Here is a 15,131-nt window from a genome sequence, read left to right as displayed (position 1 = left end):
TAGCATGCTTTTTCGCTAACGATCTTATGCTTATGTTTTCATTTATATACTCTAGTACGACTTTCTTTTTAAATTCAAAATTATATTTAGTCATAAAAATACCGACCTCCAAAAAGTTAGATTTTTTGGTCTAACTTTTTGGGGTCGGTACAAACCTCGTCTTTTTTTATTCGTGATAATTATTGATTATTCTATGGTTTTCTCTAGCTTTTTTTCTACGTTTTTTCCAAGTATTAGCAGAGAAGAACACTATTAATGGCATTAATTCTAAACGTCCCAGTAACATTGAAATAGACAAAACTATTTTTGTAAAGTAAGGTATCTCAGAAAAATTACTCATAGGACCATAGTGATTAAATGCAGGACCAGCATTGCTAATAGATGTTACTGTTAAAGAAATTGCATCTTCAAAGTCGTTAATTTGAAATGTTATTAAGAAAAGGATAATAACATATACAAAGCCAAATAATAGTAGATAGTTAGATAATGGGGTAGTGTCTTTAACTATTTTTCCATCTATCTTAAACATTGAAATTTTTCGTGGATTTAATGCTTTACTTATGCTTTGTTTAGCATTTTTAACGAAGAAGATTAGACGTGGAATCTTAATTCCACCGGCAGTACCACCAGTACAGCCGCCAACAATCATAAGAATCAATATTATCATTTTAGAAAATACAGGCCAGATGTTAAAATCGTTGTAGGTGAACCCTGTAGTTGAGACTACTGAAGAAACGGTAAAAAATACATCTAGTAAGCTGTGATTTGGTGTGTCATAAGACCTATAGATATCTAAAAACATTATTATTGATAAAATAGAAATCATACCGAAGAACCAACGTAACTCTTCACTTTTCAATACCTTAAAGTATCTTTTAAATACAATGAAATATATTAAGGTAAGATTCATAGAGAAAATTAGCATAAAAATAGCTATGACTACAGTAATATATGTACTATTATAATATGCTATTCCAGTATTCTTTACAGCGAATCCCCCAGTCCCAGCAGTAGAGAATGCTAGATTTATACTATCGAAAGGTCCGATTCCACCTATCATTAATAAGAAGAATAAAATGATAGTTAGGGAAATATAAATTCCGTATAGATAAATTGCTGTTTGTTTCATAGAAGATACAACTTTCCCAAAGTAAGGGCCAGGAACTTCAGCTTTTGCAATATGAATAGTGTGAGGTGAACGTGGGAGAATTGCTAATGCAAATACTATAACTCCCATCCCCCCGATAAAATGTGTAAAACTACGCCAAAATAACAAACTTTTTTCTATAGATTCAACGTCTTGTAATATTGTTGATCCTGTCGTAGTAAAACCACTAACTGTTTCAAAGAAACTATCAATATAATGAGGTATTTCTCCAGATAAATAGAATGGAAGTGCACCAAGAATAGAGAAGATAACCCATGTTAATGTAACAATTACATATCCTTCACGTTTATAAAAATCACGTTCGATAACATCTCTTGTAAGAAAATGTATTATTAATGATAGAATAAAACAAATAAAAATTGTACTGAAAAATGAATTAGTAATTTTAATGGGTTCATGATAAATCACTGACACTATGGTAGGTAAAATTAATAAAGCAGCTAAGAGCATTATCATCTTACCAACAACGTGGAAAACCATTTTAAAGTTCATAGATTACCTCCTTACAAGAATATCGTCAATATGTTCAATTTTATGACCATAGTTTACTACGACAACATTATCATGTACTTTTATCTCATCTTCACCATTTGGAAAAATTTGTTTATTATTACGAATTATAAAAGCAATAAGCATATTATCGTTAATATCTAACTCTCTTAGTTTCTTTCCAAGAACTTTAGTATTGGGGCTAGAAATTTTAAATTCAATAACTTCAGCTTTACTGTTAGCTATACGATAGTAGCTTTCTATATCAGTGGCTCTACTACATTGTAATGATTTAGTGTACTTTTTAATAATATTTCCAACAATTTCTTTTGGTGTGATATATGAATATTGACCAATATCTTCAGCTATTTGTTTTAGTGATGCTCGGTTAACTTTAGCGACTGTCTTTTTAATTCCTAATTTATCAGCGTATAGGTTAATTATAATATTTTCTTCATCCAGTCCTGTTAATGAGATACAACTGTCAAATGTTTGGATACCTTCCTCTATCAAGGTATCACGATCACTTCCATCTGCCCATATAACGTCAATTTCAGGGAAAGTCTCGCTTAAAGAAATTGCCTTCTCTTTGTCAATCTCGATTACTTTCGTGTAGAAAGATGCTTTTTGTAAAAATTCTACTAAATAATAAGCAACTTTTCCTGCTCCAATTATTAAAGAAGAGGTTACTTTTTTTTCAAGATTTTCTTTATTTCCTAGTAATTTATAGAATTTTTTTAAATTTTTATTAGAAGCGGTAATATGAACTTTATCACCTACTTCAAAAATATAATTTCCTCGAGGAACAAAAACAGTTCCTTTTCTTTCTACAAGACATACTAATGAAGGAAAATCAATATATTTTCTACTATCAATAAGTGAAACACCGTTAAGTAAGCTGTTTTCATTGATAATAACTTCTAAAATATTGAATTTATTGTTAGAAAAGCTCTCAACTTTTATTGCAGTAGGATATTTTAACATATAGAAAATTTGTTTTGCAGCTTCATATTCTGGATTAACCATTAGGTCAATTCCTAGAGATTTTTTTATGAATTCTTTTGTTTTTGAATATTCAGGGTTACGAATTCTCGCAATTGTGTATTTAGCGCCCATCTGTTTAGCAGCTATACATGCAATCATGTTTATTTCATCACTAGTTGTAACCGATATAAACATATCTGTATTTGCGGCATCGGCTTCAGATAATATATCTGAATTCGCTCCATTTCCGACTAATCCATTAATATCATATGTTTCAACTAGTTTTTCAACACGACGTTCATTTGTGTCAATAATTGTTACTTCATCAAATGTGTTAGAAAAGTCTGCACATAATAACTCACCAACTTTTCCACCACCGACTATAATTACTTTCACGTTAATACTCCTTTTTTTAATGATATTCATATTATAACGCAAAATATAATAAATTTCTATAAAGTATTTTTTTAGAATTAATAATCATATATGAAATAGATAAAAAGTAATGTCTAAAAAATTAATCATCGAAGATTTATAAATAATTAAACAATCTATATTAAAATAATTAAGTTTATGATATAATTAATGTTGGGAAAAAATCTTCTCATTTTATTCTTAATAATTAGTTTTTAAATAAGGAGGAGTCAGGTGGCAAAAATATCTAAACAAGACATCGATTATATTTTTGATAACATTGATATAGTAAGTTTAGTTAGTGAATATGTCAAGTTAGAAAAAAGAGGTCAAAACTACTTAGGATTATGTCCATTTCACAATGAAAAAACACCATCTTTTACTGTTTCTCCTGAGAAAAAAATAGCCCATTGTTTTGGATGCGGTAAAGGTGGAAATATTTTTCAGTTTGTATCGCTGATAGAAAATATTACATATAATCAAGCAATCGCTAAACTAGGAACAAGGTTAGGACTAGATTTAGAGTCAAATGATAATAAAGAAGCTAGTTACGATTTTAATAATGAATTGGATATAATGTATTATGGGCACAGGCTTTTATCGGATTATTATAATTATATTCTACTAAATACAAAAGAAGCAGAAGATGCACTTAAATATTTATTAGATAGGGGACTAAGTGAGGATGTTATTAAACACTTTAATCTTGGCTATGCTCCTCGAGATAACAATATTGCTTTAAACTTTTTTAATTCGAATAAGATTAATTTGGATTTAATGGTTGAAGCGGGATTACTAGGAAAAAATGATAATGGAGATTATTATGATGTCTTCAAAGATAGAGTAATGTTCCCTATAAAAAATAATCAAAATCAAGTTGTAGCATTTTCAGGAAGAACAATGTCTTCTGATAAGAATGTTCCGAAATACTACAACACGCACGAAACGAAAATTTTTGAAAAAAGAACAGTTTTATATAATTTTTCAGATGCGCGTTCATTTATAGCTAAAGAAAATGAAGTGATTTTATGTGAAGGATATATGGATGTTATTAAAGCTCATCAAAATGGTATGAAAAATACCGTTGCTTTGATGGGAACAAATATAGATAATAATAAATTAAAAGAACTGTTATCACTTGTAAAAAAAATAACGCTAAGTTTAGATAATGATGAAGCGGGATCGAAAGCTCAGATAGAGATTGGAAACAGAATTATCCAAACAACTGACAATATATATAAGTTGAAATTTTCTGGTGCGAAGGACTTAGATGAATTTTTAACTGAAAAAAATATTAAAAATCCTGATTTTGATGTTGAAAATTATTTAAGAAATAATAAAGAACACTTTATTAATTATAAAATTGAATATTATAAAAATGATTCAAAGTCAAATATAGAACAACGTATCAAATATAAAAACGAAATACTTGTTAATATTGCTTATGTAGAAGATGAATCATTAAAATATATATTGCTTACTAATTTGGCAGAGGAGTTTGGAATCGAACGGCAAGTTCTTCTTAAAGAATTAGGTAAAGTGAATGTGAAGAGGAAGAAAGCAGCGGTAGAGTGGGTGGCACCAACAAATCCAGAACTGTTGTTTAGAACAATTAATTACGACAAGAAAATGTGTAAATTATTTAAATACTTTTTTGTCGATAGATCATTATTTGTAGAAAAATATAACGACTTAGAAAAATGTCAATTTCCGCAAGAAGCCTTTGTGAACCTAATGGATTACTTGGTAATTTATTATAATAATAATTTAGAATTCCATATCTATAAGTTTATTCATAGCATTGAGGATGATGAAGTGATACGACTTGCAACATATATAGATGAAACAGATTTTCTAATTGAAGAAAATCCAACTGTTGATGTTGTAGGTGATTATATACGCTATTTTTCAAATACACAAATGACATTAAAAGAAATAAAAGAAAGACTTAGAGTAGCCATTCAAGAAATGGATACTGAAACTCAAAAAGAATTATTAATAAAGTTAAAACAATATAAAAAATAGAGGAGAATGACATGGCTAAGAAAGTAAAAGATTTTGAAACAATAAAAAAAGAATTACTAGAAAAAGGTAAAAAACAAGGAGAGTTAACGCAAGAAGAGATCGTAGATGCTTTATCGAAATTAGATGTTTCTTCAGAAGCAGTCGACGATTTTTATGAAGAGCTAAATAATGAGGATATCATATTAATCAATGCTAATCATGAAGAAGAAGAGGAAGAAGAATTAGATTTAGAAGATTTATCAGTTCCAGCTGGGATTAGAACAAATGATCCAGTGAGAATGTATTTAAAAGAAATCGGGAAAGTACCACTATTATCAAAAGAAAAAGAATTAGAGCTTTCTAAAATTATCGAAACAGGGACTGAAGCAGAAAAAGAACAAGCTAAAAAAGATTTAGCTGAAGCTAACTTACGTCTTGTAGTAAGTATCGCAAAACGTTATGTAGGTCGAGGAATGCTATTCTTAGACTTAATCCAAGAAGGTAACATGGGATTAATCAAGGCGGTAGAAAAATTCGACTACTCAAAAGGGTTCAAGTTTTCTACTTATGCAACTTGGTGGATTCGTCAAGCAATTACCCGTGCTATTGCAGACCAAGCTAGAACTATTCGTATTCCAGTTCACATGGTTGAGACTATTAACCGTCTAATTCGTATTCAAAGACAATTGCTTCAAGATTTAGGTCGTGAGCCAAAACCTGAAGAAATCGCTAAGAAAATGAATATGACTCCAGAAAAAGTTCGTGAAATTTTAAAAATAGCTCAAGAGCCAGTTTCATTAGAAACACCAATCGGTGAAGAGGATGATTCACATTTAGGAGATTTTATCGAGGATAAAGAAGCACAATCTCCAGTAGAACATGCAGCAAATGAGTTATTAAAAGAGCAATTAGAAGAAATATTAGAAACACTTACTGATCGTGAAGAAAATGTGTTGAAATTGCGTTTTGGGCTAAAAGATGGTAAGACTCATACTTTAGAAGAAGTAGGTAGTGCGTTTGGGGTAACTCGTGAACGTATTCGTCAAATTGAAGCAAAAGCTATAAGAAAATTAAAACACCCATCTAAGCTTAATAAACTAAAAGGCTTCATGGAATAATTCCAAAGTGTTAAGTTAATAAGATGTGAATTTAAGAATTCAAAATAAAGAATATAATACCCTTTTTATTAAAATAATTAATAAAAAGGGTATTATAGCATTTTGTAGTTTATTATCTTGGTGAAATATGGAATATAAATAGTTTATGATAATTCAATATCAGTGTATTAAAAATAAGTTTGTCGTTATTATTTTTTAATATTTATTATAAGTGCATAAATTGAAAGGGAAGATGCGATAATTCCTAATTGAATATCGTTAAATGTAGTAATAAAGAAAAATAGGATACTTATGACAATAACTGTGAATTGGTATTTTTTGAATAAGAATATCAAATATGTTTCTTTTAATTTTGTGTATTTTGGTAATAAGTAAGATAAAGCTCCATAAATATTAAGAATTGTAAAGTATAACATAAATGAAATACTTGCGTTTTGAATGGTTGACAATAATAGAAAGATTAAAAAATTTATAAATAATTGTACCTTCATTTATAGATACAAATTTATTAAATAGGTCAATAAATATTTTTAAAGAAGAGTATATTGATAGAATCATTATAAGGGATTTTAAGTATATTTTTAAAACTGAATATAATGAATGTAGTATATATTTTAAATTCATAAAGAGGTTCTCCTTTGATAAGATATATATTATACATAAAGAAAAACTTCAGTAAATATAAGGTTATTAATAAGTTATATTTATTGAAGTTTTTATCATTAGTGATACGGGATAAATATATCACCATGTTCATTTGCTGGTCTGAATAATGTTACTATGAAAGAAAAAACTGCTATGATTGATGGAATAAAAGTCCAACAAAATAGTAGACATAGTAGTCCTTTGAAGTTCTTTCCTACATAAAAGTATTGAATTCCGAAGTGCCCTAAAAAGAAGGTGATTAATAAGAATACTACTTTATTAACATATCTTCCAGGAATATATCCGCGGTTATTAGTGGGATCATAATAGTATTTAGTCATTAGTAGACCTCCATATGGATTATTTAAGGATAATAATAACATAAAATAATTTAGTATTCAATAGTAAAAAAAAAGCTAAGCTCTATATTTTTAAGTAATTTAATATCATTCTTTAAAATAATAAAAAATATACCTAACATAATAAATTAGCCAGGTATATTAAAATTATTATCGTTTTGTTTTAAGGTTTTCTTTCCAATCTTGAAGACCATTTTTTAGCATATAAACGTTTGTATAGCCATTCTTTTTAAGAGTTAAAGCAGCACGTGGAGCTAAAGTTCCATTTTTATCACATAGATAAATAGGTTGATCTTTTCTTAAAGATGTATATAAGAAATTGAATTGAGAAGAAGGCATATTACGAGCACCGTTAATGTGAGCGTATTTAAAATCTTCTTTTTCTCTAACGTCGATTAATTGAACTTTTCTAAGATTTTTTCTGAATTCTTCATAAGGAAGTTTCGTTACAGCGCCTTTTAATCTGAAGTAATTAAATAGTCCCACTGCTCCTAAAACAACCACTAAAACTATTGTCGATAGTAAAAATGATGACATAATGAACTCCTTTTAATAAAATATATGTAAGTGAATTATATCATAATTTGAAAATTTGTTCAACATTGATTATAATTAGTATGAACGCTAAAAATATAAAATGTATTAATTGGAGATAAAATGATTACATCGATTGGAAATAAAAAGATAAAAGATATTCAGAAATTAAAAGAAAATAGAAATATAAAAAAATATGGTAGGTATTTAATAGAAGGAAAACATCTGGTAGAAGAAGCGTTAAAAGCAAGAGTAGTAGAGGAAATAGTAATTTCTGAGAGTTTTGATGACTATAGTATAGTTGATTCTTTCACTGGCGATTTAATAAAAGTCACTGATAGTGTCATGAAAAGTATATCTGATACGATAACTACGCAAGGGATTATAGCGGTATGCCGTATTGATAAAAAAGAGTTAGATATTAACAATTATAGTAAAGTTCTAATCTTAGATAAGGTTCAAGATCCAGGAAACTTAGGAACAATTATCAGAACAGCAGACGCCTTTAATTTTGATTGCATTATTCTGGGAAAAGGAACGACAAGTTTATATGGCCAAAAAGTTATTCGAAGTACACAAGGTAGCAACTTTCATTTAGATTGTTTTGATAATATAGATTTAGTTGAGTTAATTGATAAAATGAGTAATTTCAATATTTTTGCTACTAGTCTAAAAGCGGATAAATATATAGAACAATTAGATAATATTACAGGAAAAGTTGCAGTTGTCTTTGGGAATGAAGGTGCGGGAGTTAGTGAAGAAATATTATCAAAAGTAAATAATCTACTTAAAATTGCAATGCCTGGAAGAGCCGAGAGTTTAAATGTATCCATTGCAGCAGGGATTGTAATGCATTATATTTCTACTAATTTAAAATAATAAATTTACTATTTTTTATAAGTGTGGTATTATGGTAAATGTGAAAATAATGAGAGAGGTGAAATCTAATGTTAAAAACTATTGCAGTAGACAAAAAAGGTGATATCCTTACTGACGTTAGTTTAGAAAGACTAAAAGAGCAAGACATAGCTTGGTATTGGGTTGATTTTGATACGCCAACACGAAGTGAAATACAATTGCTTACAACATTCTTCAAGTTTCACGAACTTTTAATTGAAGACTGTTTAACACTTTTACAAAGACCAAAAATTGAAATTTCAAGACAACAAATATTTTTAGTATCGCATGTCCTTAAAAATATTGATTCAGATTATGAGACTTTAAATATGTTTGTTGGAAAGAACTATATAGTAACGTTCCACCTCTCACACATACGTTACGTAAATAAAATAGTTCCAAAAATCTTACAACGTGGATCGGAGTACTCTCCACTACATGTGATGCACATGTTAGTGTCGGAAATTGTAGAAGGGTATATCCCGATAATTTCTAAAATTGAAAATCGTCTTGATGAGATAGAAGAAACCGATTTTTATAAATCAGGTAGTAAAATTATGGATGAGGTTTTTGAATTAAGAGGAGATTTATTAAAGCTTCGTCGTGGTCTAAGACCAATGCGTGAGGTTCTACACAGATTCTTAGTTTCGCGTCGTGTAGAAATGACAGATAATGATAGAAAATACTTCCATGATATCTATGATGACCTTGTTCAACAGACAGAGATAATTGAGGCAAACCGTGAGTTAGCTAGTGATATTCGTGAGAACTTTATGACATACAACTCACTTAAATCTAATAATATTATGATGATATTAACGGTTATATCTACAATTTTCTTACCGTTGACCTTCATAGTAGGATGGTATGGTATGAACTTTAAGTATATGCCAGAATTAGAATGGCAATATGGGTATTATATCGTTGTTGCTATAATGTTTGGTATAGCATTTGGTATGCTATGGTTCTTCAAGAAAAAAGGTTGGCTTGATATGTTTAAATAACATTGTCAAAAAGGTTGGAATAATGAATATTTTTAAATTAATGATCTTATTTTTTATGATATTACTTGCAAATTTCTCAATGATACGAATTGATTTTGTGAAGTTTTTCAAAAAAAATAGTACGAGAGAAATAAAAGTTTTCGTAATGTTAGTTTCTTTTGCACTAGGATATATTGCATATATGACCATTATTACAATTTATGAATTATCTTTAACTATTGTAAGATAATTCATTAGAAAGGAAATTGTATGGATAAAGAATTAAAAAAAAATAAAAAAGAAACAAGGAGTGAAAAGTCACGTGAAGATAAATTATTAGCTTTTATTGGTGGTAAATTTATAATTTATATACTATTAATAATTATTCTTTTGGGTATAGCTATTTATCTTTATACAGAAATATCGTATATTTTTACACCAATTAATACGATAATTTCAAGCATTATTACACCGATTATAGTTGCGTATGTATTTTACTACATGTTGAATCCATTGGTGAATTTTTTTGAGAAGAAAATGTCTAGGTTTATAGGAAGTTTACTTGCGATATTCGTTGGTATAATTACTATACTTATTGTAATTATTGGAGTAGTTCCTATTATTGTGGAACAAACACAGAATTTAATAACTGCATTACCTAGATATATTGAGATAGTTAAAGGTTACTTAGAAACATATTCAGATAATGCGTACGTACAGGTAGTTGTAGAATATGTTAATAATAATCTTAATGTTTCTAAAATTAGTGAAAAACTAGTTAGTATTGCTACATCTATTGCACAAGGGGTAGTATCATCTATTTCTTCTACTGCTTCAGTTTTAGTTACTATGCCATTTGTGTTATTTTTCTTATTAAAAGATGCATCACATTTTAACAAGTTTGTAATCAGTTTACTACCGAAAAAACTTGAACAACCAGTAGCTGATACTATTGATGAAATTGATGAAAAAGTTGGGTCGTATATTCAGGGGCAAATGCTAGTATCACTATGCATAGGTATTATGTTATTTATAGGTTATAATGTAATAGGTTTACACTATGCTTTCTCATTAGCTACTATAGCTGCATTCTTAAGTATAGTCCCTTACCTAGGACCTGTTATCGCAATTACACCTGCAATGTTAGTAGCAGCTTCAACAAGCTGGGTCATGGTTGTTAAGATGCTTGTTGTTTGGGGAATTGTTCAGTTTTTAGAAGGGAATATTATTTCACCTAATATAATGGGAAGAAGCATGAATATGCATCCGCTTACTGTTATCTTTGTAATTCTTATAGGAGTTAATATTGCAGGTGTAGTGGGAGCTATTCTAGGGATACCTGTATATTCTATCTTGAAAGTTTTAATAGGAAAATTATTACTTTCAATAAAAGATAGATATAATAAATTTTATGGATAAAGTTAATAAGAAGCTCTAGAGTTTAAATCTAGAGTTTTTTTTATTTTTTAGTAGAGTAAAATTTTTTTAAAATATATAAAGAGGTATAAGATTAAGAAAATATAAAAAATATATCTACTTTAAAATTAATGAACAATATGTAAACCGAAGAAAATAACGTTACTATCAAAAAAAGTTTTGAAAGTGTTTGTTACTTATTACTTTATAAATCATCACTTACATGCTATAATGATATAGTTAAATATTAGTAATTGAGGTTTGAGAATATGAATATGATGAAAAAGTTCAATAATCTTTTTGTAGGAGAAGATGATTTTGAAGAAGTAGTAGAAAAAGAAGAAGTGAGACAAGAACAACCTAAGCCAAAACCGATAAAAAAGGAGAATTCAGTGGTAACTAAACAAAATGTACAAAACCAATCAACAGGAAGAACTAGTAATGTTATATTAACAGAACCATTAGTTTTTGCTGATAGCAAGGATATTGTAGATGACATTAAGCGAAACAAAGTAGTAATTATAAATTTAAGTAAATTAGATGTTGAAACATCAGACAGATTATTAGATTTCATTTCTGGCGGAATTTATGCATTAGGAGCTAGATTAAAAACAATAGGTGAAGATATTTATTTATGTGTTCCTAATGGTGTTGAAGTTTCAGGAGACTTTTACGAAGGAGAGTATTAATTTGCTAAATATTACAGAATATTTTTGGGTATATAAATTCGTAAAATATCTTTTTAACTTTTATGAATATAGCTTGTTAGCTTATATTTTAACTTCTTGGGTACCACAAATAAAAAATAATTTTATTGTAGAATTTCTTGAAGCTATTTGTGAACCATATTTAAAATTCTTTAGAAAAATAATTCCACCATTAGGAATGTTAGATATTTCACCAGTAGCTGCACTTATAGTATTAAGTATTATAGAAAATATTATAATAACATTATTATTTAAAACAAATTAGTGTCATGAGGAAATTGAATTTTTTACAGCAAGCATCTGCTGAGCATAGAGAAGTAGCTGAGAAATTACTACAAAGTGTTAGTTTTGTGGAGAATCGTAACACTGTTACAAAATTCTTAACAAATTTTGAACAAGTGATTCTAAGTCAAATAGTATCGTATAACTATAGTGACTTTAAAGTTGAATTTTTTGGTGGTTTTAATGATGCTGAAAGAAAAAAAGCTAAGATTATTTCTAATGAATATTATGATGTAGATTTTGACATTGTTTGTTTAAAAGCGAAATTTAATAATAAATTCAATAAAGTAGAACATAGAAATATTTTAGGAGCTATTCATAATCTTGGTATTAATTTTAATAGATTTGGTGATATCATTGTTTTAGAAGATGAAGTTTTTATTTTTGTTGATGAAGAAATTGCGGATTTTATCTCAATGGAATTCACAAAAGCAGGAAGGGTAAGCTTAAATTTTGAAAGAGTTGATCTTTCTGATGTGACTATCAAAAAAAAGTATGAAGACTTTGAAATAATTAGTTCATCCTTTAGAATTGATTCAATAGTAGCGAAGATTACTAATAAATCTCGTAGCAAGGTAAAAGAATTTTTAGAACAAGATTTCATTAAACTAAACCATGTTGTTTTAAGAAATGGAGAGAAAACATGTGATACAGAGGACATTATTTCTATTAGAAAGTATGGGAGATTCGTAGTAAAAGATTATAGTCAAAATAAAAAAAGTTTAAAATATAGAATAACAATTTCAAAATTAATTTAAAAATAGCTAGTATAAGAAATACTAGTTATTTTTTTGTTGTTAAATTTTTATGAGCGTTTTCATTTTGTTAAAGTAAATTTTGTGATATACTTTGTGGTATAAAACAAAATATATATATAAATATGAGGTAGGTAAAATGAAAAAAATATTATTAACTATTTTTTCTTTTTTATTGGTATTTTCTTTAATTGGATGTTCTCAAAAGAGTACAACGAAAGAAGAAAAAGTTTTAAAATTAGGTGTAGTGCCTAGTAGTAATAGTGAAAAGCTAGTAGATGACCTGACACCATTTGCAAAAGCATTGGGCGATAAATTAGGGATGAAGGTCGAAGTGTTTACGGCAAGTAGCTATATAGGAGTTATAGAAGGAATAGGAAGTGGAAGTGTTGATTTTGGATTAGTTCCACCGTTCTCAGCAGTTCTTTCTAATAAGCAAAGTAATACAAAAAACCTTCTTGTGGGAAGAAGTACGAGTGGTAAACCTGGTTACTTTGCAGAAGTATTTGTTAGAAAAGATTCTGACATAAAAAGTATAGCGGATTTAAAAGGTAAGAAAATAGCTTTTGTTGATCCATCTTCAGCTTCTGGGTATATATATGCAGGAGCAATGCTAAAAGAAGCTGGTATTGATTTAGAAAAAGATATTCAGTATCAATTTAGTGGCGGACATGATAAAAGTTTACAATTATTATTAAATAAAGATGTTGATGCAGTAGCAAGTTATGAAAATGTCATAAGAAAATATACAAAAGAATTTCCAACATTAAAAGAGGATGTTAAAGTTATCGCTAAAAGTGAATTAATACCAGGAGTAACGGTGGTTGCATCAAACAATCTTGATGAAGAAATGCAGAAAAAAGTTAAACAAGCGCTATTGGATATTCAAAATGATAAAGAAACACTACAAATTTTAACAAATTTATTTAGTATTACAGGTTTTGAAGAACCAAATAATGATGCATATAAAGCTATAGAAAAAATCTCTGAAAAAATGAATATAGACTTAAATAAAGTTAAATAATAAGGTTAAATAGAAAATAAGTTTAAATATTTTTCAAAAAAACAATATTTTTATTAAGTGATAAATCTTGATATATCAACGTTTTAGAAGTTTATTTAAAATAGAAATTAAAAAACAGAAAAAAAGTTATACAAAAGTATTGACATTATGTTAATACTTTTGTATAATAAATATTGTTCGTTAGGAACACAAATATTTATCCACAGTAGCTCAGTTGGTAGTAGCATCTGACTGTTAATCAGAGGGTCGCAGGTTCGAGTCCTGCCTGTGGAGTTGGAGTAGTACTCAAGAGGCTGAAGAGGCGCCCCTGCTAAGGGTGTAGGTCGGGAAACCGGCGCGAGGGTTCAAATCCCTCCTGCTCCGTTTTTTTATTGGCCCGTTGGTCAAGTGGTTAAGACACCGCCCTTTCACGGCGGTAACACGGGTTCGAATCCCGTACGGGTCACCATTTGAATTAATACATTGAGAATAAGAGTTAGGTCCCGTGGTGTAGCGGTTATCACGCCTGCCTGTCACGCAGGAGATCGCGGGTTCGATTCCCGTCGGGACCGCCATTATTGCCTTGATAGCTCAGTTGGTAGAGCAATGGATTGAAGCTCCATGTGTCGGCAGTTCGACTCTGTCTCAAGGCATTTTTTTATTTTATCTTACTATTTTGGCGGCTGTGGCGAAGTGGTTAACGCATCGGATTGTGGTTCCGACATTCGGGGGTTCGATTCCCCTCAGCCGCCCCATTTTTTTGAATTAGAGTGAAGAAGTAGTGTAACTGTACATTACTTCTTTTTTGTTTACTTTTGTAAGCAAAATATTAGCATAATTTAAAAAAGAGGAGTAAAATAGTATCTATAAAATATTAGGAGATTAAAATCATGGAAAAAACATTCGAACAACACTTAGAGAACTTTAAAGTAATTGATTCAAAAACTGCATTAGAAAAAATTGAATCAAAAGAAAAATTCGTATTATTTATTGGAAGATCTTCATGCCCATTTTGTAGAAAATTCATGCCGAAAATTAGTGAAGTTGTAGCTTCTAATAATGTAGAAGCGTTCTTCATTAACTCTGAAGATTTTTCTGATGCTTCAGGAATTGAATCATTACGTTCAAAATACTCTGTAAGAACTGTACCTGGTTTACTAGTTGCTGAAGCTGGTGAAGTCAAAGTTGTATGTGATTCTAGCTTATCTGTAGAAGAAATTATTGCATTTATTAAATAATTTTTATACTCGTCTATTTTAAGTAGGCGAGTTTTTTTATTTTGATATAGAAATATTAAGATAAAAATTAAGGCTGTAAAATATTAAAGAAAATATAATATTAAAATACTGAAAAATACTATGTTAAGTGATATA

Annotated in this window: 15 protein-coding genes and 6 tRNA genes; 17 read left to right on the top strand and 4 right to left on the bottom strand. The window is 28.9% G+C overall.

Translation table 11 applies throughout. The features are described 5' to 3' along the window. Positions 1-166: 166 nt before the first annotated feature. Together ACWOBP_RS06950 and trkA are read right to left on the bottom strand one after the other, a co-directional pair. A complete protein-coding gene (locus ACWOBP_RS06950) occupies positions 167-1,660 on the bottom strand; it encodes a TrkH family potassium uptake protein (protein WP_455338066.1) in 1,494 nt (497 codons plus the stop codon). A gap of 3 nt (positions 1,661-1,663) precedes the next feature. After that, a complete protein-coding gene (gene trkA, locus ACWOBP_RS06945; RefSeq protein WP_455338065.1) occupies positions 1,664-3,037 on the bottom strand; it encodes a Trk system potassium transporter TrkA in 1,374 nt (457 codons plus the stop codon). A 252-nt stretch (positions 3,038-3,289) separates the two neighbouring features. Here trkA and dnaG point away from each other — a divergent pair, with 252 nt between their 5' ends. Then, positions 3,290-5,080 (top strand): DNA primase, encoded by a 1,791-nt coding sequence (gene dnaG, locus ACWOBP_RS06940; protein WP_455338064.1) that lies wholly within the window; start codon positions 3,290-3,292, stop codon positions 5,078-5,080. An 11-nt stretch (positions 5,081-5,091) separates the two neighbouring features. Further along, positions 5,092-6,177 (top strand): RNA polymerase sigma factor RpoD, encoded by a 1,086-nt coding sequence (rpoD, locus tag ACWOBP_RS06935; protein WP_455338063.1) that lies wholly within the window; start codon positions 5,092-5,094, stop codon positions 6,175-6,177. A 722-nt stretch (positions 6,178-6,899) separates the two neighbouring features. Here rpoD and ACWOBP_RS06930 read toward each other — a convergent pair. Both ACWOBP_RS06930 and ACWOBP_RS06925 read right to left on the bottom strand, forming a co-directional pair. Further along, positions 6,900-7,163 carry a TM2 domain-containing protein gene (locus ACWOBP_RS06930; protein WP_455338062.1) on the bottom strand — a complete coding sequence of 88 codons (264 nt, stop codon included), beginning with the start codon at positions 7,161-7,163 and terminating at the stop codon, positions 6,900-6,902. A gap of 168 nt (positions 7,164-7,331) precedes the next feature. Beyond that, entirely contained in the window at positions 7,332-7,718 is a 387-nt protein-coding gene (locus ACWOBP_RS06925) for a rhodanese-like domain-containing protein (protein WP_294683053.1), read from the bottom strand. A 120-nt stretch (positions 7,719-7,838) separates the two neighbouring features. On the opposite strand from ACWOBP_RS06925, the gene ACWOBP_RS06920 reads away from it, so the two are divergent. The 15 genes from ACWOBP_RS06920 (at position 7,839) to ACWOBP_RS06850 (ending at position 14,996) form a co-directional block, all read left to right on the top strand. Then, the gene (locus ACWOBP_RS06920; protein WP_455338061.1) at positions 7,839-8,594 is read left to right on the top strand and encodes a TrmH family RNA methyltransferase; all 756 of its coding nucleotides are present in this window, start codon (positions 7,839-7,841) and stop codon (positions 8,592-8,594) included. 68 nt (positions 8,595-8,662) lie between these two features. Then, entirely contained in the window at positions 8,663-9,616 is a 954-nt protein-coding gene (gene corA / locus ACWOBP_RS06915) for a magnesium/cobalt transporter CorA (RefSeq protein ID WP_455338060.1), read from the top strand. A 22-nt stretch (positions 9,617-9,638) separates the two neighbouring features. Then, entirely contained in the window at positions 9,639-9,845 is a 207-nt protein-coding gene (locus ACWOBP_RS06910) for a DUF1146 family protein (RefSeq protein ID WP_455338059.1), read from the top strand. Between the two features lie 20 nt (positions 9,846-9,865). Further along, positions 9,866-11,014: an AI-2E family transporter gene (locus tag ACWOBP_RS06905; protein WP_455338058.1), complete on the top strand. Its 1,149-nt coding sequence runs from the start codon at positions 9,866-9,868 to the stop codon at positions 11,012-11,014. A 266-nt stretch (positions 11,015-11,280) separates the two neighbouring features. Beyond that, positions 11,281-11,700 carry a cell division protein SepF gene (locus ACWOBP_RS06900; protein WP_455338057.1) on the top strand — a complete coding sequence of 140 codons (420 nt, stop codon included), beginning with the start codon at positions 11,281-11,283 and terminating at the stop codon, positions 11,698-11,700. A gap of 1 nt (position 11,701) precedes the next feature. Further along, entirely contained in the window at positions 11,702-11,983 is a 282-nt protein-coding gene (locus ACWOBP_RS06895; protein ID WP_455338056.1) for a YggT family protein, read from the top strand. Positions 11,984-11,987: 4 nt separating this feature from the next. Beyond that, positions 11,988-12,758: a YlmH family RNA-binding protein gene (locus ACWOBP_RS06890; protein WP_455338055.1), complete on the top strand. Its 771-nt coding sequence runs from the start codon at positions 11,988-11,990 to the stop codon at positions 12,756-12,758. Between the two features lie 136 nt (positions 12,759-12,894). After that, a complete protein-coding gene (locus ACWOBP_RS06885; RefSeq protein ID WP_455338054.1) occupies positions 12,895-13,779 on the top strand; it encodes a phosphate/phosphite/phosphonate ABC transporter substrate-binding protein in 885 nt (294 codons plus the stop codon). A gap of 199 nt (positions 13,780-13,978) precedes the next feature. After that, positions 13,979-14,052, top strand: a tRNA-Asn gene (locus ACWOBP_RS06880). 2 nt (positions 14,053-14,054) lie between these two features. Next, positions 14,055-14,142, top strand: a tRNA-Ser gene (locus ACWOBP_RS06875). 10 nt (positions 14,143-14,152) lie between these two features. Then, positions 14,153-14,227: transfer RNA gene (locus ACWOBP_RS06870), tRNA-Glu, on the top strand. Positions 14,228-14,257: 30 nt separating this feature from the next. Further along, positions 14,258-14,333 (top strand) — tRNA-Asp (locus tag ACWOBP_RS06865). Between the two features lie 5 nt (positions 14,334-14,338). After that, positions 14,339-14,411, top strand: a tRNA-Phe gene (locus tag ACWOBP_RS06860). Between the two features lie 26 nt (positions 14,412-14,437). Next, positions 14,438-14,513 (top strand) — tRNA-His (locus tag ACWOBP_RS06855). A gap of 135 nt (positions 14,514-14,648) precedes the next feature. Continuing rightward, complete coding sequence (locus tag ACWOBP_RS06850) at positions 14,649-14,996, top strand: thioredoxin (RefSeq protein ID WP_455338053.1); 348 nt, start codon at positions 14,649-14,651, stop codon at positions 14,994-14,996. Positions 14,997-15,131: the final 135 nt, after the last annotated feature.

This window comes from Gemella parahaemolysans (assembly GCF_053758945.1).
The sequence above is the reverse complement of the archived record's forward strand: the minus strand, read 5'-3'. Positions and strand labels throughout refer to the sequence as shown.

Coding starts and splice junctions, on each gene's coding strand:
- ACWOBP_RS06950 (WP_455338066.1), bottom strand. CDS start 1,660: ATGAACTTTAAAATGGTTTTCCACGTTGTTGGTAAGATGATAATGCTC.
- rpoD (WP_455338063.1), top strand. CDS start 5,092: ATGGCTAAGAAAGTAAAAGATTTTGAAACAATAAAAAAAGAATTACTA.
- ACWOBP_RS06930 (WP_455338062.1), bottom strand. CDS start 7,163: ATGACTAAATACTATTATGATCCCACTAATAACCGCGGATATATTCCT.
- ACWOBP_RS06925 (WP_294683053.1), bottom strand. CDS start 7,718: ATGTCATCATTTTTACTATCGACAATAGTTTTAGTGGTTGTTTTAGGA.
- ACWOBP_RS06920 (WP_455338061.1), top strand. CDS start 7,839: ATGATTACATCGATTGGAAATAAAAAGATAAAAGATATTCAGAAATTA.
- corA (WP_455338060.1), top strand. CDS start 8,663: ATGTTAAAAACTATTGCAGTAGACAAAAAAGGTGATATCCTTACTGAC.
- ACWOBP_RS06910 (WP_455338059.1), top strand. CDS start 9,639: ATGAATATTTTTAAATTAATGATCTTATTTTTTATGATATTACTTGCA.
- ACWOBP_RS06905 (WP_455338058.1), top strand. CDS start 9,866: ATGGATAAAGAATTAAAAAAAAATAAAAAAGAAACAAGGAGTGAAAAG.
- ACWOBP_RS06900 (WP_455338057.1), top strand. CDS start 11,281: ATGAATATGATGAAAAAGTTCAATAATCTTTTTGTAGGAGAAGATGAT.
- ACWOBP_RS06890 (WP_455338055.1), top strand. CDS start 11,988: ATGAGGAAATTGAATTTTTTACAGCAAGCATCTGCTGAGCATAGAGAA.
- ACWOBP_RS06885 (WP_455338054.1), top strand. CDS start 12,895: ATGAAAAAAATATTATTAACTATTTTTTCTTTTTTATTGGTATTTTCT.
- ACWOBP_RS06850 (WP_455338053.1), top strand. CDS start 14,649: ATGGAAAAAACATTCGAACAACACTTAGAGAACTTTAAAGTAATTGAT.